The following is a 21410-nucleotide window of genomic DNA, read 5'->3' as shown; positions in this document are numbered from 1 at the left end:
CCGTCCCGGAACGGTTGAGAACAACCGGGAGCGAGCACAACCGAGATCAGTGGGGCGCCGGCCGCACCTGCGCGGCCGGCGCCTCTTCCCTGCCCCGCCCTCCCCAAGGAGCTGATATCCCCATGCCTCTCAGACGCCTGCTGTCCGTCCTCGCCGTGACGCTGCTCGGCTTCCTCGGTCTGACCCTGCCCGCGCAGGCGCAGCAGGCCCCGGAACCGGGCTCCCGCGCCGCGCTCGCCGCGCCGAACTTCCGGGCGCCCTTCCCCTGCGGCCAGAAGTGGACCTACAGCCACCACTCGGCCGAGGTGCGGCGCGCGCTGGACTTCGTCCGCGCCGACGGCGGAACCACCGCGGGCACCCCGGTCCTCGCCTCCGCCCCCGGCCGGGCCACCCGGCACTCGCAGCCGAGCGGCGCCGGCAACTACATCGTCATCGACCACGGCGGCGGCTGGACGACCTACTACTTCCACCTGTCCGCGTACTCGGTGGCGGACGGGGCCCAGGTCGCCCAGGGCCAGCAGATCGGGGTCACCGGCTCCACCGGCAACTCCAGCGGGGCGCACATCCACTACGAGCAGCTGCTCAACGGCGTCGGCCAGAACATCGTGATCAACGGCCAGGGTCTGCCCTACCCGGGCTCGTACAACCAGGCCTTCCTCACCAGCGACAACTGCGGTGGCGGGCCGACCAACTTCACCACCTGGGGCTCGGGCGTGAACGTGCGCGCGGACGCCAAGCTGAACGCCGCCGTGGTGACCACGCTCAGCGGTCCGACCGCGGTCTTCGTGGAGTGCCAGAAGCAGGGCGACACCGTGACGGCGGAGGGCTACACCAACAACTGGTGGAGCAGGCTGCGCGACCAGCGCGGCTTCATCTCCAACATCTTCATCAACCACCCGGCCTCCCAGCTGCCGGGCGTGCCGCTCTGCTGAACTCCCGCTCCGTACCAGGGCTCCCGGTCCCCCGCGCGGTGCGGGCGGCCGGGAGCCTTTCGTACGGGGCCGGGCGGGGCCGGGTGCGGCGAGGTCAGCCGCGCCCGGCCTTCTCCCTGAGGCCGAGGCGGCTGTGACCGCGTCCGTAGAGGAAGTAGACGACCACCCCGATCACCATCCAGACGCCGAAGCGCACCCAGGTCTCGGCGGGCAGGTTGAGCATCAGCCACAGCGAGGCGAGCACCGAGGCGATCGGCACCAGCGGGACCAGCGGGGTACGGAAGGCGCGGTGCAGGTCGGGGCGCCTGCGGCGCAGGATGACGACCCCGACGGCGACCACCACGAAGGCGAACAGGGTGCCGATGTTGACCAGTTCGGCGAGTTCGTCGATGGAGGTGAACCCGGCGAGGGCCGCCACGATCACGCCGAGCAGGACGGTTGAGCGGTAGGGCGTCTTGAAGGTCGGGTGGACGTGGGAGAAGGTCCGCGGCAGCAGTCCGTCGCGGCTCATCGCGAAGAAGACCCGGGTCTGGCCGAGCAGCAGGATCATGCAGACCGAGGTCAGACCGACCGCCGCGCCGAAGCTGATCAGTCCGGACCAGAAGGGGTGCCCGGTGGCCTTGAAGGCATCCGCGAGCGGGGCGTCCACGCTGAGCTTGTCGTACTTCTGCATCCCGGTGACGACGATCGAGACCAGGACGTAGAGGGTGGTGCAGATCAGCAGCGAGCCGAGGATGCCGCGTGGGACGTCGCGCTGCGGGTTGCGGGTCTCCTCGGCGGCGGTGGCGACGATGTCGAAGCCGATGAAGGCGAAGAAGACCACGGCCGCGCCGGTGAAGATGCCCATCACGCCGAAGCTGGCCGGGTTGTAGCCGAACATCAGCTGGACCAGCGGGGCGGTGATGCCGCCGCCGCCCTCGACGCTCTCGGCGGGCGGGATGAAGGGATCGTAGTTGGCGCCGGTGACCAGGAAGGCGCCGACCACGATCACCAGGAGGACGACGGTCACCTTGACGGCCACCACCAGGCTGGTCACCCGGGAGGAGAACTTCACGCCGGCGACCAGGATCCCGGTCAGCACCAGGACGAGGACCGCGGCGAGCAGGTCGAAGCCGAAGGTGCCGTCATGGGTGCCGCTCAGCTCCTGCGGCAGGTGCCAGCCCGCGTTGTCGAGCAGCGAGCGGATGTAGCCGGACCAGCCGACCGCCACCACCGCGCAGCCCAGGGCGAGTTCGAGGACCAGGTCCCAGCCGATGATCCAGGCGGGGAACTCCCCGAGCGAGGCGTAGGAGAAGGTGTACGCGGAGCCCGCCACCGGCACCGTGGAGGCGAACTCGGCGTAGCACAGGCCGGCCAGGGCGCAGACCACGCCCGCGACCACGAAGGCGAGCGCGACCGAGGGGCCCGCCGTCTCCTTGGCGATCTTCCCGGTGAGGACGAAGATGCCGGTGCCGATGATGACGCCGACGCCGAAGACGGTGAGGTCCAGGGCCGACAGCGACCTGTTCAGCGCGTGCTCGGGTTCCTGAGTGTCCTCGATGGACTGCTCGACACTCTTCGTCCTGAAGAGGTTGCTGCTCACGGGTACCTCCCACGCTCGTCGTCCTCGACATGATCGAGAGGGCAGGGAGAGTACGTATGCCCCGAACGGCCCGATTCACGCGAATGGGCCGGTCCCAACCACCCGTACAGGGTGCGGGGACCGGCCCGGGACCTGTCCGGGCCGGACCGGCGGGAAGCGCCCTCCGGTCCGGTCCGAGGCTCAGTCGCGGGCGGACTCGACCGTCTGCGAGGCGTTGTCCGGGGCGTCGTAGCGGCCGTCGAGCCTGGCCACCAGGCCGGTGACCTGGCGGGCGACGGCGGGCGCGGTGAGGCCGATCTCGGTCAGGATCTCGCCGCGGCTCGCGTGGTCGAGGAAGCGCGGCGGGATGCCGAAGTCGCGCAGCGGTACGTCCACCCCGGCATCGCGCAGCGCCTGCGAGACGGCCGAACCGACACCGCCCGCACGGGAGTTGTCCTCGACGGTGACGACGACCCGGTGCTGCTCGGCGAGCGGGGCGAGCGCCTCGTCGACGGGCTTGACCCAGCGCGGGTCGACCACCGTGGTGGAGATGCCCTGCTTGTCCAGGAGGGCGGCGATCTCCAGGCACATCGGGGCGAGCGCGCCGACGGAGACCAGGAGCACGTCCGGCTTGCCGCCCGCGGGTTTGCGCAGCACGTCCATGCCGCCGACCCTGCCGACCGCCTCGACGGAGGGCCCCACGGCGCCCTTGGAGTAGCGCACCACGGTCGGCGCGTCGTCCACCGCGACGGCCTCGCGCAGCTGCTTGCGCACCTGCTCGGCGTCGCGTGGGGCGGCGATCCGCACCCCGGGCACGCACTGCAGGATCGACATGTCCCACATGCCGTTGTGCGAGGCGCCGTCGCTGCCGGTGACCCCGGCCCGGTCCAGGACGAAGGTGACGCCGCACCTGTGCAGGGCCACGTCCATCAGGAGCTGGTCGAAGGCGCGGTTGAGGAAGGTGGCGTAGACGGCGAAGACCGGGTGCAGTCCGCCGGTGGCCAGGCCCGCGGCGGAGACCGCGGCGTGCTGCTCGGCGATGCCCACGTCGTAGATGCGGTCCGGGAAGGCCTCGGCGAACTTCTTCAGGCCGACCGGCTGGAGCATCGCGGCGGTGATGGCGACGATGTCCTCGCGCTCGTGGCCGAGCTTGACCATCTCCTCGCCGAAGACGGAGGTCCAGTCGAGACCGGCGGCCTTGGTGGGCAGCCCGGTGTCGGGGTGGATCGGACCGATGCCGTGGAAGCGGTCGGCCTCGTCCTGCTCGGCGTGCTTGTAGCCGCGGCCCTTCTCGGTGATGCAGTGCACGATGACCGGGCCGCCGAAGCCCTTGGCGCGGGTGAGCGCCGACTCCAGGGCCTCGATGTCGTGGCCGTCGATGGGGCCGACGTACTTCAGGCCGAGGTCCTCGAACATGCCCTGCGGGGCGATGAAGTCCTTCAGGCCCTTCTTCGCGCCGTGCAGGGTGTCGTAGAGCGGGCGGCCGAGGACCGGGGTGCGCTCCAGGAGGTCCTTGCCGCGGGCGAGGAAGCGCTCGTAGCCGTCGGTGGTGCGCAGGGTGGCCAGGTGGGTCGCGAGGCCGCCGATGGTGGGGGCGTAGGAGCGCTCGTTGTCGTTGACGACGATGACCAGCGGGCGGTCCTTGGCGGCGGCGATGTTGTTCAGCGCCTCCCAGGCCATGCCGCCGGTGAGGGCGCCGTCCCCGATGACCGCGACCACGTGGTCGTCCTTGCCGCGCACCTGGTTGGCCTTGGCGAGCCCGTCGGCCCAGCCGAGCACGGTGGAGGCGTGCGAGTTCTCGATGACGTCGTGCGCGGACTCGGCGCGCGAGGGGTAGCCGGACAGGCCGCCCTTGGCGCGCAGCCCCGCGAAGTCCTGGCGGCCGGTGAGCAGCTTGTGCACGTACGACTGGTGGCCGGTGTCGAAGAGGACCTTGTCCCGGGGCGAGTCGAAGGTGCGGTGCAGGGCGAGGGTCAGCTCGACCACACCGAGGTTGGGGCCGAGGTGGCCGCCGGTCTTCGACACCGCCTCGACCAGGAAGGTCCGGATCTCTGCGGCCAGCTGGTCGAGCTGCTCCTGGCTGAGCCGGTCCAGATCGCGCGGTCCCGTGATGCGGGTCAGCAGCGGCACCCGTGCCTCCTTGCGCTTAGGGCTCTTCGAGCGTTTTCCGGATCCTCACGTCTTCCGGATCCAAGGAGTCTAATCTTTCGTGTTCGTCCGTGAGGGGCGGGCGGTCGATTCGGGCCGCGCGGTGCCCGCGCACGGCGGTGCCCCGCGCCGGTGCGGCGCGGGGCACTGCCGGATTCGGGCCTCGGGCCCCGGGGTCAGGCGCGTCCCGCGGTCTTCTGCGTGCGGCGGGAGACCGAGTCGATGACCACGGCGGCGAGCAGCACCGCGCCGGTGATCATGTACTGGATCTCGCTCGCCATGCCGAGCAGGTTCAGGCCCTGCTGGATGGACTGCAGCACGAGCATGCCGAGCAGGGCCGACCAGACCTTGCCCCGGCCGCCGAAGAGGCTGGTGCCGCCGATCACGGCCGCCGCGATGACCAGCATCAGGGTGTTGCCGGAGCCGAGGTTCTTGGTGGCGCCGCCGGCGGTGCTGGCGATGAACAGGCCGCCGAAGGCGGCGAGCATCCCGGAGATGCCGAAGACGGCGATCCGGATCAGGTCGACGTTGATACCGGCGCGGCGGGCCGCCTCGGCGTTGCCGCCGACCGCGAAGACCTTGCGGCCGAAGGTGGTGCGCCGGGCGACGAAGTCGGCGATCACCAGGACCGCGAGGAAGAGCACCAGGGCGAGCGGCAGGCCGCGGGCGCCCTCCGGCTCGTTCAGCTCGTAGGCGACGACGAAGGAGATCACCGCGACGACGGCGGTGCGCAGCACGATCTCGCTGATCGGGCGGGAGGGCAGGTCGGCCGCGCGGCGGCGCCGGGTCTCCCACAGCAGCGAGGCCGCGTAGGCGAGGACGGCGACGAGGGCGACCCCGTAGCCGACGGCCTTGTCGGCGAAGTAGTGGCTGGTGAGGTTCTCGACGATGCTGCCCTCGGGCGTGTTGATGCTGCCCTCGGAGCCCATCAGCCAGATCTGCAGTCCGCTCCAGCCGAGGAAGCCCGCGAGGGTGACCACGAAGGCGGGCACGCCGACCTTGGCGAAGAAGACGCCGTGCAGGGCGCCGATGACCAGTCCGCAGACGACCGCGAAGAGCACCGCGGTCCAGTCGCTCCAGCCGTGGTTGACGCTGAGCACCGCCCATATCGCGGCGCCGAGTCCGGCCACCGAGCCGACCGAGAGGTCGATCTCGCCGAGCAGCAGGACGAAGACGATGCCGACGGCCATGATGCCGAGGCCGGAGGTGAAGACGGCGATGTTGGCGAGGCTGCTCGCCGACAGGAAGCTGTCGTTCTTCGCCTGGAAGATGATCGCGATGACGATCAGGCCCACCACCACGGGCAGCGAGCCGAGTTCACCGCCGCGGATCTTGCGGACGAACTCGGTCCCGTAGCCCTTGAGGCCCTGCTCGCGCACGAGCAGGCGCGGGTCCACGGCGGGGATGGGCGCCGCCGATCCCCCGGCGGCCGGGTCGGCCGGGTCCTTCACCGCGGTGGCGGTCTCCTGCGGCTGCGCGGAGTTCTTGGCGAGGTCGCTCATCGCGCGTCCTCCTTCGTGAGCGTCCGCGCCTTGCGACGGGTGACGGCGTTGTCCGTGGCGCCGGTGATCGCGGCGATGATCTCTTCGTGGGAGGTGTCGCGGACGCTGAAGACACCGTTGTTGCGGCCGAGGCGCAGCACCGCGACCCGGTCGGCGACGGCGCGCACGTCCTCCATGTTGTGGCTGATGAGGATCACGCCGTGGCCGCGCTCGCGCAGCCGCTCCACCAGGTCGAGCACCTGGGCGGTCTGCTCGACGCCGAGGGCGGCGGTCGGCTCGTCGAGGATGACCACCTTCGGGTCGCCGATCAGGGCGCGGGCGATCGCCACCACCTGGCGCTGGCCGCCGGAGAGCGAGGCGACCGGGATGCGCACGCTCGGGATGCGGATCGAGAGGGTGTGCAGGAGCTCCTTGGCGCGCTTCTCCATGCCGATCTCGTCGAGCACCTGGACCTGGCGCAGCTCGTTGCCGAGGAAGAGGTTGGCGACCACGTCGAGGTTGTCGCAGAGCGCGAGGTCCTGGTAGACGGTGGCGACGCCGAGGTGCTGGGCATCCTGCGGGCGGCCGATGCGTACCGGCCTGCCCTCCCACTCGATACCGCCCTCGTCGATCGGGTGGACGCCCGAGATCGTCTTGACGAGGGTCGACTTGCCTGCGCCGTTGTCGCCGACGAGGGCGACCACCTCGCCGGCGTGGATCTCCAGGTCTACGTCGGTGAGTGCCTGGACGGCACCGAACCGCTTGGAGACTCCGCGCAACGCCAGCACGGGCGTAGCGGACACGTGAATCATCTCCTTCACCGCCTCACCGGCGGGACGGGAGCGCCCCGGCCGGAGCGCTTGATGCTGTGCGGGGGACGGTGCCCGTCCCGCTCCGCGCGCGGCGGAGGGGACGGGCACCGGGAGCCGGGCGGCCCGGCCGTCGAACGGCCTTGCCCGGTGGGGTGGTTACTTGATGCCGGCCTCGTCGCAGTACTTCTTGTACTTCGGCGTGCAGATCTCAGAGGCCTTGTAGACCTTGTCCCGGACGATGGTGTCGGCGATGTCGTCCTTGGTGATGACCTGGGCGTCGTACAGCTTGGCCGGGATGCCCTTGAACTCGCCGCTCAGGCTGTCGACCTTGGTGTCGGTGAGCGCGCCCAGCTTCTCGCCCTTGAGCAGGCGCACCGCGATCTCCGCGGTGGTCTCCGCCTCGGGCTTGATCTGCTTGTAGATGGTGAAGGTCTGGTCGCCCTTCAACAGGCGCTGCAGGCCCGCGAGTTCGGCGTCCTGGCCGCCGACCGGGACCTTGATGCCGCGCTGCTTGAGGGCGGTGATGATGCCGCCCGCCATGCCGTCGTTGGCGGAGTAGACGGCCTGGAAGCCGTCCTTGCCCTTGCTGTCGATCGCGCTGGCCATCTTCCGGTTGGCCTCGTCCGGGGACCAGTCCGGGATGTCCTGCTCGTAGACGATCTTCTTGACCTTGCTGTCCAGCACCGAGTGCGCGCCGCGCTTGAAGAAGGGGGCGTTCGGGTCGGTCGGCGAGCCGTTGATCATCACGACATCGCTGTTCTTGGCGTCGTCGCCGAGCGCCTTGACCAGACCCTCGCCCTGGAGGCGGCCGATCTTCTCGTTGTCGTAGGAGACGTAGGCGGCGAGGGGGCCCTCGGCGAGGCGGTCGTACGCCACCACCTTGACGCCCTGGTCCTCGGCCTTCTTCACCCAGGACTTGGTGGCCTTGTAGTCGACCGAGTCGAGGATGATCACCTTGACGCCCTGCGTGAGCAGCGCCTCGAACTGCTTCTTCTGGGTCTCGGTGTCCTGCGAGGCGTTGTTGTACTTGACCTCGCAGTCCGAACAGAGCGACTTGATCTTCGCTTCCATGATCGGACGGTCGAAGGTCTCGTACCGCGTGGTCTTGTTCTCCGGCAGGAGCAGACCGATGGTCTTACCGTCACCACCGTCGGCCTTGTCACCGTCGCCGGCCTTGCCGCACGCGGCCGTCGCCAGTGCCATGGAAACCGCGACCGTGCCTATGACGGCGCGACGCGCCATTGCGTTCATCTGGGGTGCCTCCCTGACACGAGGCCGCGTCGTCGCGGCCGAGGTGGCTGGAAGTCAACTCGGCCGCGAGGTCGTCGTCAAGGAGTAAATCCTTAACGAGATGACAACGGTGCCATACGTGAACTAAGTGAAGGCTGGCAGCGAAGCCTGGAGAGAGCCGTCGAGCAGGGCGGAATCGCCCATCTCGCTCAGCGCCAGAGCAAGCGCGCCCAGCACCTCCGCACGGCCGCCAAGTGCCCCCGGGAGCACGGAAAGCTGCCGTGCCGCGCTCGGGATCGCATAGCGCCCGACGGACTCCCGGATGGGCCCGAGGACGAGCTCCCCGGCCTCCGCGAGGTCACCCCCGAGCACTACCCGGCTGGGGTTCAGGAGATTGCAAAGATTTGCCACACCGCTGCCGATGTGACGGCCGACGTCGGCGACCACCCGGCGGCAGCCCGGATCGCCGTCCCTGGCGAGCCGCACCACCCGCCCCATGGTCAGCCCGGTGCCGTGGCTCGCCTGGAGCAGCGGCAGCACGTACCGGGCGGCGGTGAAGGTCTCCAGGCAGCCGCGGTTGCCGCAGCGGCACACCGGCCCCGCCTCGTCCAGCGTGATGTGCCCGATCTCGCCCGCGGTGCCGCCCGGCCCCCGGTAGATCTTGCCGCTGATCACGAGCCCGGCGCCGACACCGCTGGCCACCTTGATGTACGCGAGGTCGCGCACCCCGCGGCCGCTGCCCCAGACCAGTTCGCCGAGGGCGCCGAGGTTCGCGTCGTTGTCCACGTGCACCGGCACCCCGAGCCGCCCGCGCATCTCCTCGGCGGGCCGGGTGCCGGACCAGCCCGGCAGGATCGAGGTGGAGCCGAGGGTGCCGGACTCCACGTCGATGGGCCCGGGGACGCCGAGGCCCACCCCGGCGATCTTGGCGCGGTCCACCCCGGTCTCGCCGATCAGCCGGGAGACCAGTTCCTCGGCGCGGTCGAAGCCCTGCGCGGCGGAGGCGTCCACGTCGAGCGGCTCGGACTCCTCGGCGAGCACCTGGTGCGCGAGGTTGCCGATGGCCACCCGCAGGTGCTCGTGGCCGAAGTCGACGCCGATGACGATGCCCGCGTCGCCGCTGAGCGAGACGCTGCGGGCCCGGCGGCCGCCCGCCGAGGTCGGGGTGACCTCGACCGTGCCGCCGTCCTTCAGCTCCCGGACGATATTGGAGACGGTCGCGGCGGACAGGCCTGTCGTACGCGCGATCTCGGCCTGCGTGAGCGAACCCGCGAGGCGTACGGCGCGTACGACCCGCTCCAGATTTGCCCGGTGCAGCGACGACTGCGACCCCGGAGTCTCCATCGACTCATCCACTCCTGCCCGTTCCCGGCGGCACCGGTGCCGCCCGTGACCGGGGTCCGAGGCGCAGGAACGCGCAGGGGCCCGCGGCGCTTACAAGTTGTGAAGACCAAGCTCCGCTCTTCTGGTATTGGGCGTCAAGTCCTTGAGGCGATCCAGTACCTGGACTCTTGTTCACCTTTCACCTGGACTTCTGCCGCCCGCGAGGTGCCGGAACACCTCGATCCGCCGCCCTGACGAGGGGCGGAGGACTCCGCGGCCGGGCGCCCCGGCGAGCGCTTTCCGCCGCGGGCCCGCCGAGCGCCTTGTGTTCAGGGTCCCAAGACAAGGCGGCCCGCGGCCGGTTCCCCCGAAGAACCCGGCGGAGGGCGCCGCTCGCAGGAACGGGGATTCATGTACGTCGACGGTCTTCCATGTACATGACTGTTCGCCAATACTGTCCGGCAACCTGCAACGGCTTCGGGAGGCAGTTGTGCGCGATGAATCCAGCGGTGGGCCCACCCCCCGCAGACCACAGGGCCGTACCTCGTGGCGCAGGACGGCCGCCCTCGCGATACCCGGCTTCCTCGCCGTGGGCGCGCTGGCGGTGATGATGTCCGAGGGCGCGCTGGCCGCGAACTTCGCGGTCTCGGGAACCAACTTCCAGGTCAGCTCCGGAAAACTGACCAGCGACGGACTCGCCTCGTACGTGGACGTGGACCGCTCGGTGGACGGCACCGGGCACCCGGTGTCCCTGCTGGCCCTCAACGACGTGAAGCTCTCCGACATCTGCCAGTCGACCCGGGTGAAGACCCCGGTCGGCACGGTGGTCTTCCGGCTCCGCGCCGGGGGCAAGGCCGGCGAGGTCACCGCGGACAAGCTGGTCATCGACGCCGACGACCTCTCCGGCGACTCGCGCTTCCGCAGCGCCCAGATCGGCCGGGACGCCTCCACCCTGGACGCCGTACCGGGGGTGAAGGGCAAGCGCGGCAGCTTCGGTCTGCAGGTGGAGGGGGTCGAGGTGTCCGGGGTGCGCTCGCGCGCCTGGTCGGCCGTGGGCGGCAACTTCAAGCTCAACGGCATGAAGATCAACGTCGGCCTGGGCGGCAAGGGATGCTACTGAGGACCGGGCGCCGCACGGCGGGCGAGGGCACGCGCGGCTCCGCCCGCCGCCGCCGGGGCGAGTGGCTGGACGCCCGTCTGCCGCTGCCCCGGGCGCGGGCCGCCTTCCGCGACTGGCGCGGACGGCGGCCCTTCTGGGGCGGGCTGCTGCTGATGGCCGCGGGCGCCGAGCTGCTGCTCGTGCCGCTCTCCCCCATCGGCGTCCTGGTCAGCCTGGGCCTCGGCGGGATCGCCGCCATCGGGCTCGGGCTCGCCCTGATCCTGGCGGGCTCCTTCCTCTGGGCGGCCCCGCACGCCCGCGCCTACGTCAGCCTCAACGCCCTGCTCCTGTCCGTCCTGTCCTTCGTGGCGACCAACCTCGGCGGCTTCCTGCTCGGCACCGCGCTCGGCATCGCGGGCAGCGCGCTGGGCTTCGGCTGGAACCCGCCCGCCGACCCGGCCGGCCCCGCCGGGAGCGAGGGCGGAGCCGGGGAGAGGAGCACCCCCGCCGGCGCCCGGGAGGACCGCAAGGTCCGCGGCACCCTCGCGGTACTGCTGCCCTTCGCCCTGCTCGCGGCGCTGCTCGGCTCCGGGGCGCCCGAGGCGCGGGCGGCGGACCCGGGCGGACGGGCAGACTCCGGTGAGCCTGCGGACTCCGGTGGACGCGCGGACTCCGGTGGACGCGCGAAGGCCGCCGGTCGTGTGGAGGCCCGGCTCGCGGCGGGGGCGCCGCAGGCCGGTGCGGTGCCCGCCGCCATCACCACCACCCGGTTCGCCCCGAAGGGCTTCGCGCTCTCCGGGATCACCGAACTGCCCACCGCCCAGGGCCCGATGAAGGTGATCGTGCTGCGGATGGCGGCCGCCTCGCTGGAGAACTACCGGATGACCACCCGCGATCCGGGGGCCGCGCACGAGGAACTGACCGCGGACGACCTGGAGATGCGCGGGCACGTCACCCTCTACATGAAGAAGTTCTCCGGCTGCATCGAGGGCATCCTCTGCCTCAGCTTCTCGCCCGAGACGCTGCCCACGCCCCCGATCATCCCGCCCTTCGTCTTCATGACCGAGGTGAAGGCCGAGCAGGCCCTGGTCACCACGGACGAACTCCTCGTGGACGGGCTCGGCATCACCTCGGGACCCGGGCCGGGCGCCGCCGTCGACCCGGAGAAGGGCCGCCCCCCGGCCACCGGCGACGAGAAGCCGCCCTCGCCCTCGAAGCCCGGCCGGCAGCCGGACGGCTCCGGTCAGCAGCCGGACGATCCGGGGCAGAAGCCGGGCACCCCGGCCGACCCGCCCTCCGGACAGCCGGATCCGGACCCGCCCTCGGACGGCCCCGGCACCGAGCCGCCCTCAAAGCCGGACCCCGACGAGGTGCTGAAGATCCGCTCGCCGGAGCGGGAGCGGGGCGAGCGGCCCTGGTGCGAGAAGGTGAGCCTGACCCTGGCCAACACCGGCAAGGGCACCGTGAAGGACGCCGAACTCTCCTTCCGTACCCATACCTTCGGCGCGCTCGGGCACGACTGGGGCGCCACCGAGGCGAAGCCGGTACGGCTCGATCCGCTGAAGGGCGGCCGGAGCGTGACCCTGAAGCAGACGGTCTGCGTCTCCCCCGCCCTCGGTCTGGTCCTGCTCACCGGCGGCCACCTGGAGCACCAGGTGCGCATCGAGCGGCCGGGCGGGAAACCGCTCACCGCCGAGGTGCCGCGGCGCTGAACTCCGGTGCGGGGGACCGGAACCGCTGGCCCGTGGCCCGCTCCCGACAGGGGCGGGCCGCGGGTCCGGCCGTGCGCCGGCACGGCCGCCGGGGCGGCACCGGATCGACCGCCGCGGACAGCTGAACACCTTTCATGTACACCATCGTTCGTCAACGTTAGGGTGCCCCGCATGAAACGACCCGAACTGCACGACCTCAGTGGCCGACGGGTTCTCCTCACCGGCGCGGCGGGCGGCATCGGCCGGGCCACCGCGCTGCTCGCCGCCGCCGAGGGCGCCGAACTCTTCCTCACCGACCTGGACGAGGCCGGGCTCATCCGTACGGTCAAGGAGATCCGGGAGCAGGGCCGCGCGACGGGCTGCCACGCGCTGGCCGCGGACCTCACCGACCCGGCACAGGTCGAGGCGCTGGCCGCCCACTTCCACGCCGAGGCGGGTCCGATGGACATCGTCATGAACATCGCCGGGATCTCCACCTGGGGCACCGTGCAGGACCTCGGGCCCGCCGACTGGCGCGCGATGGTCGAGGTCAACCTGATGGGCCCGATCCATGTCATCGACCAGTTCCTGCCGCCGATGATCGCGGCAGGGCACGGCGGCCACCTGGTCAACGTCTCCTCGGCGGCCGGACTCCTCGGCCTGCCCCGGCATGCCGCGTACAGCGCCGGGAAGTTCGGGCTCCGGGGGGTCTCCGAGGTGCTCCGCTTCGACCTGCGGAAGCACGGGATCGGGGTGAGCCTGGTCTGCCCGGGCGCCGTGGACACCCCGCTGACCGAGACGGTGCGGATCGTGGGCGCGGACACCCAGAGCCCCTCGTACCGCAGGTTCCACCGCCTCTTCCGGCGGGTGGCGGCGAGCCCCGAGGCGGTGGCGGCCGCGATCCGGGACGGGGTGCGCGAGAACCGGTACCTGGTGCACACCTCCCCCGCGGTACGCGCCCTGCACCACGCGGAACGCTGGGCGCCGCCGCTGTACCGGGCGGCGATGCGGGGCCTCGGCGCCCTCGCCGACCGGGTGCTCGTCGCCCCGGACGAGAGCGCGAGGAGACGGCCGGGGCAGGGCGGCGGACTCACCGGCGGTGTCCGGTGAGCGGGCCCCGTATCCGCCCCGGCTCGCGCGCCGAGGTCGGCCGGGTCATCTGGGGCTTCAGCCGGATCGCCGGCCTGGTGAGCGGCACCCGGCCGCCCGCGCTCTTCCTGGTGCTCGGCCGCCACCGGCGGCTGTTCTGGGGCTGGCTGCGCTTCGCCGGGCGGCTGATGCCCGGCGGCAGACTGCCGCGCCGCGAGTCGGAGCTGGTCATCCTGCGCACCGCCCATCTGCGCGACTGCGCCTACGAGTTCACGCACCACGTCCGGCTCGGGCGCAGGGCGGGCCTCGGCCGCGAGGACATCCGGCGGATCCAGGAGGGCCCGGACGCCCCGGGCTGGGGCCCGCGGGAGCGCGCCCTGCTCGCGGCCGTCGACCAGCTGGAGGACAAGCGGGATCTGGACGAGGCGGCCTGGAAGCGGCTGCGGGAGCATCTGGACGAGCCCGCTACGATCGAATTCCTGCTGCTCGTCGGCCACTACCAGATGCTGGCCACCACGATCGGCACGCTCCGGCTGGAGCCCGACCCCCGACGCGGAGGCAGACCCCGTGGCTGAGACCTCTCAGGACCAGGTGAGTTCCGGACCGCTGCCCAGTGGCCGGCACCGCCTGTCCCGGGAGCAGGTCGTCGCCTCGCAGCGCGGCCGGATGCTGGCCGCGATGGCCGAGACCATGATGCAGAAGGGGTACGTGGGCACCTCCGTGGCCGAGATCATCCGGCGCGCGGGGGTGTCCCGGGAGACCTTCTACCAGCAGTTCCGCTCCAAGCAGGACTGCTTTCTGCAGGGCCTGGACACCGCCCTGGAGATCTTCAACCAGCTGCGGATGACGGTCCCCGACTCCGGCCGCGCCCCCGAGGAGGTCTTCCGCGACCTGCTGCGCGGCTACCTCGGCACCCTCGCCGCGCAGCCCGCCCTCGCCCGCCTGTTCCTGGTGGAGGTGTACGCGGCCGGGCCCGAGGTCCTGGAGCATCGCAGGCAGGCCCAGTCGCTCTTCGTGGCGGCGATGGCCGAGGTCTTCGGCGTCGAGTCCGAGGAGGACCGCTTCGCCTGCGAGGCCGTGGTGGCGGCCGTCGCCCAGCTGGTGACCGCCCACCTCGTCGCGGACGACATCGAGGGGCTCAAGGCCCTGGAGGGCCCCATGACGCGGCTCGCGGTACGCCTGCTCACCTGAACCGCCCCTCCGGGCATGGGAGTTCGGCAGGCGCCCGCTCGGCGCGGCGCACCGGCACCCGGAAGCCCGCCGCCCTCCCCTTCTGTGACCAGCGGCGTCAACATCCTTGACAGCACGGGCCCCTTGGCGACCTACTGGACCCTGCACCACCATTTGACAACGTTGTCTGCACTCCTGGGAGGGCGCGCCCGCATGCTGTTCAGACCGAGACCCGCCGTCAGGTACCAGGCCGCGCTTGGCGCGGCCGCCGTACTGCTCCTGGCCACCGCCCAGGGCGCCGCCGTCGCGCAGCCCGCCGGGCAGAAGGCCGCCACCGACCGGGAGTTCAGCTCCTCCTTCGAGGAGGGCGAGCCGGCGCCGGACTGGGTCTCCACCGTGGAGCGGGGCCCCGACGGCACCCCGCGCGCCTCCGGTGTCAACGGCGGCTACGCGGGCGGCCTGCCCGGCAGCGTCAACGGCCGGGTCTCCGAGGTCCGCGCCAGCGACGAGAACGCCGAGGGCGGCGAGACCAAGGAGAACCTGCTCGACGCCGAGCCCGGCACCAAGTGGCTGAGCCTGAAGCCCACCGGCTGGATCGAGTACGCGCTCGACGAGCCCGCGAAGATCGCCGCCTACGCGCTCACCTCGGCCAACGACCACGAGGAGCGCGACCCCAAGGACTGGACCCTGAAGGGCTCCACCGACGGCAAGGAGTGGAAGACCCTCGACACGCAGTCCGGCCAGAGCTTCGGCAAGCGCTTCGAGACGAAGACCTACGAGCTGAAGGAACCGGCCGCGTACACGCGGCTGCGGATCGACTTCACCGCGAACAACGGCGCGGACGACGCCATCCAGCTGGCCGACCTCCAGGTGGGCACCGGCGACGGCGACCAGCCGCCGCCGGAGGACATGCTCTCGCTGGTGGACCGGGGCCCCTCCGGCTCCCCCACGGCCAAGGCCCGCGCGGGCTTCACCGGCACCCACGCGCTGCGCTACACCGGTACCCATGAGGCCAAGGGCCGGGCGTACTCGTACAACAAGGTCTTCGACGTCGATGTGGCGATCGGGCGGCGCACCGAGCTGTCCTACAAGGTCTTCCCGGCGATGGCCGACGGGGACCGCGACTACGACGCCACCAATGTCTCGGTGGACATCGCCTTCACCGACGGCAGCTACCTCAGCGAGCTGAAGGCCCGCGACAGCCACGGCGGACTGCTCACCCCGCAGGGGCAGGGCGCGGCCAAGCGGCTGTATGTGAACCAGTGGAACGCGGTCGCCGCCGACCTCGGCTCGGTGGCCCGCGGCAAGACCGCCGACCGGATCCTGGTGGCGTACGACTCGCCCGAGGGCCCGGCGAAGTTCCGCGGCTGGCTCGACGACGTCAGCCTCAAGGAGAAGGCCCCGGCGAAGCCCAAGGCGCATCTGGCCGACTACGCGGACACCCGGCGCGGCACCAACTCCAGCAACGGCTTCTCGCGCGGCAACACCTTCCCGGCCACCGCGGTGCCCCATGGCTTCAACTTCTGGACGCCGGTGACCAACGCGAGCTCGCTCAGCTGGCTCTACGACTACTCGCGGGACAACAACGAGGACAATCTGCCGACCATGGAGGCGCTCAGCGCCAGCCATGAGCCGAGCCCCTGGATGGGCGACCGGCAGACCTTCCAGATGATGCCGTCCACCGAGGCGGGCGATCCGGCCACCGCGCGCGCCGCGCGGGCGCTGCCCTTCCGCCACGAGAACGAGACCGCGCGCCCCTACTACTACGGGGTGCGCTTCGAGAACGGCCTCAAGGCGGAGGTGGCGCCCACCGACCACGCGGCGATGATGCGGTTCACCTACCCCGGTGACAACGCCAGCGTGACCTTCGACAACGTCTCGGAGCAGGGCGGGCTCAGCCTCGACAAGGACAAGGGCATCGTCACCGGCTACTCGGACGTCAAGTCCGGCCTGTCCACCGGCGCCACCCGCCTGTTCGTCTACGGGGTCTTCGACAAGGAGGTCACCGACGGCGGCAGCGAGGGCGTCAAGGGCTATCTGCGCTTCAAGGCCGGCGAGGACCGCACCGTGCAGCTGCGCCTGGCCACCTCGCTGATCTCCACCGAGCAGGCGAAGGCCAATCTCGCCCAGGAGCTGCCCGAGGACTCCGCCTTCGAGGCGGTGCGCGACAGCGCCCGCGGCCAGTGGGACAAGCTGCTCGGCAAGGTCGAGGTGGAGGGCGCCACCGAGGACCAGCGCACCACGCTGTACTCCTCGCTGTACCGGCTGTACCTGTACCCCAACTCCGGCTTCGAGAAGGTCGGTTCGACGTACAAGTACGCCTCGCCCTTCTCCCCGATGGAGAAGCCGGACACCCCGGAGCACACCGGCGCGAAGATCGTCGAGGGCAAGCCGTACGTGAACAACGGCTTCTGGGACACCTACCGGACCACCTGGCCCGCGTACTCGCTGCTCACTCCCAAGAAGGCGGGTGAGCTGGTGGACGGCTTCGTGCAGCAGTACAAGGACGGCGGCTGGATCTCGCGCTGGTCCTCGCCGGGCTACGCGGACCTGATGACCGGCACCTCCTCGGATGTCGCCTTCGCGGACGCCTACGTCAAGGGCGTGGACTTCGACGCCGAGGCCGCGTACAAGGCGGCGGTGAAGAACGCCACCGTGGTGCCGCCCGCCCCGGGCGTGGGACGCAAGGGCATGGAGACCTCGCCCTTCCTCGGCTACACCAGCACCGAGACCCACGAGGGCCTGTCCTGGGCGCTCGAGGGCTACCTCAACGACTACGGCATCGCCCGGATGGGCAAGGCGCTCTACAAGAAGACCGGCAAGAAGCAGTACCGCGAGGAGTCGGCGTACTTCCTCAACCGGGCCCGCGACTACGTCAAGCTCTTCGACGGCAAGGCCGGCTTCTTCCAGGGCCGCGACAAGAAGGGCGACTGGCGCCTGGACTCGGACAAGTTCGACCCCCGGGTGTGGGGCTACGACTACACCGAGACCAACGGCTGGGGCTACGCCTTCACCGCGGTCCAGGACAGCCGGGGCCTCGCCAACCTCTACGGCGGCAAGGCCGGACTCGGCAAGAAGCTCGACACCTACTTCCGCACCCCGGAGACCGCGGCACCGGAGTTCGCCGGTTCCTACGGCGGCATCATCCACGAGATGACCGAGGCCCGCGATGTGCGGATGGGCATGTACGGGCACTCCAACCAGGTCGCCCACCACGCCACGTACATGTACGACGCGGCCGGGCAGCCCTGGAAGACCCAGGAGAAGGTCCGCGAGGTCCTCTCCCGCCTCTACACCGGCAGCGAGATCGGCCAGGGCTACCACGGCGACGAGGACAACGGCGAGCAGTCCGCCTGGTACCTCTTCTCCTCGCTCGGCTTCTACCCGCTGGTCATGGGCAGCGGTGAATACGCGGTGGGCTCCCCGCAGTTCACCAAGGCCACCGTGCACCTGGAGAACGGCCGCGACCTGGTCGTGAAGGCGCCGCGGAACAGCGAGCGGAACATCTACGTCCAGGGCCTCAAGGTCGACGGCAAGAAGTGGAAGTCCACCGCGCTGCCGCACGACCTGCTCGCCGAGGGCGCGGTGCTCGACTTCGACATGGGCCCGAAGCCCTCGGCCTGGGGCACCGGCAAGAAGGCCGCCCCCGTCTCGATCACCGAGGGCGCCGAGATCCCCGCACCCCGCGAGGACGCCCTGGCGAGTGAGGGCCCGCTGACCGACAACTCCTCGGCCACCACCGCCCGGACGGACACGGTGGAGCTGGCGCCCGGCAGACGGACCAAGGCGGTGCAGTACACGCTGACCTCCGCCGACAAGGGCGCGGCGCCCACGGGCTGGCGTCTGGAGGGCTCCCGCGACGGGGAGCACTGGCGGACCCTGGACCGGCGCGGCGGCGAGGAGTTCGCCTGGGACAAGCAGACCCGGGTCTTCTCGGTCGCGGCCCCGGGGAAGTACCGCTCCTACCGGCTGGTGCTGGACGATCCGGCGACCCTGGCGGAGGTGGAACTGCTGTCCTGAGGACCCGCGGCTGAGTGGGCCGTGCGCGAGAAAGGGGGCCGGACGGGAGTTCTCCACTCCCGTCCGGCCCCTTCGCCCTCGGCACCTACCGGTGCGGCTCGGGCACCCGGCTCAGGCGGCGAAGCCCCGGATACGGTGCTGCATCACCCGGTAGGGCCATCCCGCGCCGGTGTTCCACTGGCTGACCGACAGATGCAGGTCGTTCAGTGTCGAACCCGGGATGATGTAGCCCCCGTAGAGCTGCGCGACGTGCGCGTCGTCCTCCTGGCCCCAGGCGCCGCCCCAGATCAGGGTCTGGCGGTGCGCGGTGTAGAGGTTGGAGGTGGGGGTGTCCATGATGATGCCGTCGATCCGGTAGTCCCCGGCGTTGAACCAGGTGAGCACCCACTTGCCGTCCAGCGGCCGCAGGCACAGCTCGCCGAACTTGCCCTCCAGGATCGGAGTGGCGGGCTGGCCCCAGGCCCACTGGCCGTCGCGGTAGCCCCAGGGCTCGTAGGCCCCGGGGTCCGCGATCCGGTCGGCGCGCACCCGCTTGAGGATGATCGGTCTGCTGCGGGTGAACGAGGTCGAGTAGACGTACACCCAGCCGTCGTCGCCGAGGCCCCAGCTGAGGCACTGGAAGAGCCCGCCGTCGAGGTCCGGGGCGAACTTCGCGCCGGTGTGGTACCAGTTGGCGCCCGAGTTGTCGGAGCGCCAGATCTCGGTCCACACCACGTTGCCCAGGCCCTTGTTGACCATCACGTGCAGATACATGCTGCCGCCGATGGTGATCACGTCCGAGGGCAGCACGGTGGAGAACTGCGGGTTGTCGTGCTCGTAGGCCCACAGCTGCTGCGCGGCCGCCCCGCCGACGGCGCCGTCGAAGCGCACTCCGGCGTTCAGGTCGGTTGTCCCCGACCAGAGCGCGACCGGCGAGCGCCACCATCCGGCGCCGACCGCGGCCCCCTCGAAGGTGTCGCCGAAGACGAACAGCAGGCGTCCGTCGGGCGTACGGGCCGGGATACCGAGATCGGTGGCCTCCATCCGGAAGGCCGTGGTCAGGCCCGGTCCGGTGAGGTCGGCGATCTTGGTGACCTGCGGGGCCGCCGCCCCGGCTGCCCGTGCGCTGCCCGCGGCGCCGATCAGCGCGGGCGCGCCGACCACGGCTCCCGCGGCGGCCCTGAGGAAGGTCGAACGTTTCATGGCTGGCTCTCCTCAACTCGTCCTGATTCTGGGGGGTGTTCGGCTCTGATCGGCCGAACACCCCTGGCAGGGCGGCTGCTTACGCGGGTACGGAGAGCCAGGGGAACTCGGCTATCCGGTTGCGCATGTCCGGGGGCAGCAGCGGGAGAAGCTTGTCACGGATCTCCTTCACCTTGCCCTGCGCTCCGGGAAGATTCCCGTTGAACATCTCCCAGGGGGTGGGGATCGGCACCGGCAGCGGGGCGCCGTGCGGGACCCGCGGCGGCTGGTCGATCAGGCGGTCGCCGTTGCCGTTCTCCACGTTCGGGTTGATGTCGTAGCCGTGGTCACCGAGGAAGTATCCGGCGACGCCGTTGGCGAACCCGAGCAGGTTGGTGATCGGGTTCTCGGAGTGGCAGATGCCGTCGTTCTTGTTGCAGATCTCCTGGACCGTGAGGTCCCCGAAGCCGCGCGGGCCCTTCATGCTCAGGCCCGGGATGATGGTCGGGATGTTGCCCTCGATGCCGCCGGGGCCGTTCACCCCGGGGCGCCGGGGGTCCCCGTACAGGACGCCGTTGATCTGGTGGTGCGGGATGTCACCGGTCTTGGAGAGCGCGTTCAGCTCGTCGCCCGCGACGATGGCGCCCTGCGAGTAGCCGGAGATGGTGATGTGGCTGCCACCGCAGGCGGCGTGGAAGTCGCGCACCGCGCGGTCGAGGTTGCCGATGCCCTCGGCGACCGAGTCGTCCATGGAGACGGTGTCCCCGGGGAACGGCGCGATCGAGGCGGAGTAGTGGATCTTGGTGAACGCGACCCCGGCGGGCAGCCCCGCGTTGGTGCGGTCGTAGGCGGTGGCGTCCTTGTCGAGGTGGCCGCCGACCTCGAAGATCATCTTGTCGGGACAGGCCGCCTTGGGCTTCTCGGCGGGCGCCGCGGCGGCGACCGAGGCCCCGGTGACCACCAGGACGGACGGGACGGCGAGCGCCGCCAGGACCTTCTTTGTGCGCATCACACTCTCAACTCCCCCGTCGGAGCGACGGATTCGGGCAGCCGGGACCGGCCGCACGGCGGCGGGCGGCTGCGTTTTTGTCCAGGAAGCGCAAGAACACTGCGCGCAGGCGCCGCGGACATCGATGTCGACCGCGACACCTGTGGAGTACATGACAGAGAATAGGAGCGGCCCACGGGCAGTGAACAGCACTGTTCGCGAAAGCGCGCACCCACCGCCGCTCCCCCGCGCCAACCGCCCTGTTCAGAGCGTGCACCGGGCCCGCCACGCGCTCCGCGCCGTAAGTCAGGCCTTACGGATCACGCCTGCCGGACGGCTCTCCCGGCGCGCCCCGTGTGTGCGCGGGTACGGCGAGGGGGCGTGGCGGGCGGTTCCGCACGTGGGTACGGACAACGCGCGGCACCCCCCACAAGGGTGCCGCGCGTTGGGGTCCTGCTGTCCGGGGTTGGTGTGTCGGGGGTGGTTATTTGACGGCGCCGGCGGTGAGGCCTTGGACGACTTGGCGTTGGAAGATGATGTAGGCGGCCAGGACGGGGAGCATGGCCATGACGAGGCCGGCGAAGAGTCCGGACCAGTCGCCTTTGTAGCCCTGGGAGACGGCGAGTTCGACCAGGCCTTGGGAGAGGACTTTCTTCTCGGGCTGGGTGTTGAGCACGGTGGGGAGCATGTACTGGTTCCACTGGC

Annotated in this window: 15 protein-coding genes and 1 pseudogene; 7 read left to right on the top strand and 9 right to left on the bottom strand. The window is 71.0% G+C overall.

Translation table 11 applies throughout. From position 1 onward, the window contains the following. Positions 1-122: 122 nt before the first annotated feature. A complete protein-coding gene (locus HFV08_RS25045; RefSeq protein WP_168542715.1) occupies positions 123-932 on the top strand; it encodes a peptidoglycan DD-metalloendopeptidase family protein in 810 nt (269 codons plus the stop codon). Between the two features lie 94 nt (positions 933-1026). On the opposite strand, the gene HFV08_RS25040 is transcribed toward HFV08_RS25045, so the two are convergent. The 6 genes from HFV08_RS25040 to rok7B7 all read right to left on the bottom strand — a co-directional run bounded on the left by HFV08_RS25040 (position 1027) and on the right by rok7B7 (position 9508). Continuing rightward, entirely contained in the window at positions 1027-2514 is a 1488-nt protein-coding gene (locus HFV08_RS25040) for an amino acid permease (RefSeq protein ID WP_168542713.1), read from the bottom strand. 180 nt (positions 2515-2694) lie between these two features. Then, positions 2695-4623, bottom strand: coding sequence for a 1-deoxy-D-xylulose-5-phosphate synthase (dxs, locus tag HFV08_RS25035; RefSeq protein ID WP_168542711.1), 1929 nt, complete (start codon positions 4621-4623; stop codon positions 2695-2697). A gap of 194 nt (positions 4624-4817) precedes the next feature. Next, the gene (locus HFV08_RS25030; RefSeq protein ID WP_168542709.1) at positions 4818-6143 is read right to left on the bottom strand and encodes a sugar ABC transporter permease; all 1326 of its coding nucleotides are present in this window, start codon (positions 6141-6143) and stop codon (positions 4818-4820) included. Then, a complete protein-coding gene (locus HFV08_RS25025) occupies positions 6140-6934 on the bottom strand; it encodes an ATP-binding cassette domain-containing protein (RefSeq protein WP_078844703.1) in 795 nt (264 codons plus the stop codon). The genes HFV08_RS25030 and HFV08_RS25025 overlap by 4 nt, the downstream gene beginning before the upstream one ends. Before the next feature lie 156 nt (positions 6935-7090). Next, entirely contained in the window at positions 7091-8185 is a 1095-nt protein-coding gene (locus tag HFV08_RS25020; protein ID WP_376770713.1) for a substrate-binding domain-containing protein, read from the bottom strand. Positions 8186-8308: 123 nt separating this feature from the next. Continuing rightward, the gene (gene rok7B7 / locus HFV08_RS25015; protein WP_168542707.1) at positions 8309-9508 is read right to left on the bottom strand and encodes an ROK family transcriptional regulator; all 1200 of its coding nucleotides are present in this window, start codon (positions 9506-9508) and stop codon (positions 8309-8311) included. 469 nt (positions 9509-9977) lie between these two features. Between rok7B7 and HFV08_RS25010 the strand changes: the two genes are divergently transcribed. The 6 genes from HFV08_RS25010 (at position 9978) to HFV08_RS24985 (ending at position 18556) form a co-directional block, all read left to right on the top strand. Next, positions 9978-10607, top strand: coding sequence for a DUF6230 family protein (locus HFV08_RS25010; protein WP_168542705.1), 630 nt, complete (start codon positions 9978-9980; stop codon positions 10605-10607). Continuing rightward, the gene (locus tag HFV08_RS31885; RefSeq protein ID WP_246342042.1) at positions 10598-12298 is read left to right on the top strand and encodes a DUF6114 domain-containing protein; all 1701 of its coding nucleotides are present in this window, start codon (positions 10598-10600) and stop codon (positions 12296-12298) included. The genes HFV08_RS25010 and HFV08_RS31885 overlap by 10 nt, the downstream gene beginning before the upstream one ends. Before the next feature lie 171 nt (positions 12299-12469). Further along, positions 12470-13387 (top strand): SDR family oxidoreductase, encoded by a 918-nt coding sequence (locus tag HFV08_RS25000; protein ID WP_168542703.1) that lies wholly within the window; start codon positions 12470-12472, stop codon positions 13385-13387. Next, the gene (locus HFV08_RS24995; protein WP_168542701.1) at positions 13384-13941 is read left to right on the top strand and encodes a carboxymuconolactone decarboxylase family protein; all 558 of its coding nucleotides are present in this window, start codon (positions 13384-13386) and stop codon (positions 13939-13941) included. The genes HFV08_RS25000 and HFV08_RS24995 overlap by 4 nt, the downstream gene beginning before the upstream one ends. After that, a complete protein-coding gene (locus HFV08_RS24990; protein WP_205616925.1) occupies positions 13934-14557 on the top strand; it encodes a TetR/AcrR family transcriptional regulator in 624 nt (207 codons plus the stop codon). Before HFV08_RS24995 ends, HFV08_RS24990 begins: the two co-directional genes overlap by 8 nt. A 192-nt stretch (positions 14558-14749) precedes the next feature. After that, complete coding sequence (locus HFV08_RS24985) at positions 14750-18556, top strand: GH92 family glycosyl hydrolase (RefSeq protein ID WP_168542699.1); 3807 nt, start codon at positions 14750-14752, stop codon at positions 18554-18556. 111 nt (positions 18557-18667) lie between these two features. Here the strand turns inward: HFV08_RS24985 and HFV08_RS24980 are convergent, their stop codons facing one another. The 3 genes and pseudogenes from HFV08_RS24980 to HFV08_RS24970 form a co-directional block, all read right to left on the bottom strand. Next, on the bottom strand, positions 18668-19738 hold the full coding sequence (locus HFV08_RS24980) for a glycoside hydrolase family 183 protein (protein ID WP_040246596.1): 1071 nt from the start codon (positions 19736-19738) through the stop codon (positions 18668-18670). Positions 19739-19817: 79 nt separating this feature from the next. Beyond that, positions 19818-20726, bottom strand: a complete 909-nt coding sequence (locus HFV08_RS24975) for a PE-PPE domain-containing protein (protein ID WP_168542697.1) — start codon at positions 20724-20726, stop codon at positions 19818-19820. A 463-nt stretch (positions 20727-21189) separates the two neighbouring features. Then, a pseudogene (locus HFV08_RS24970) lies at positions 21190-21410 on the bottom strand (carbohydrate ABC transporter permease); the annotation flags it as partial.

The sequence above is a fragment of the Streptomyces physcomitrii genome, assembly GCF_012273655.1.
Classification (GTDB): Bacteria; Actinomycetota; Actinomycetes; order Streptomycetales; family Streptomycetaceae; genus Streptomyces; species Streptomyces physcomitrii.
This window is presented reverse-complemented; position numbering and strand designations above follow the sequence as displayed.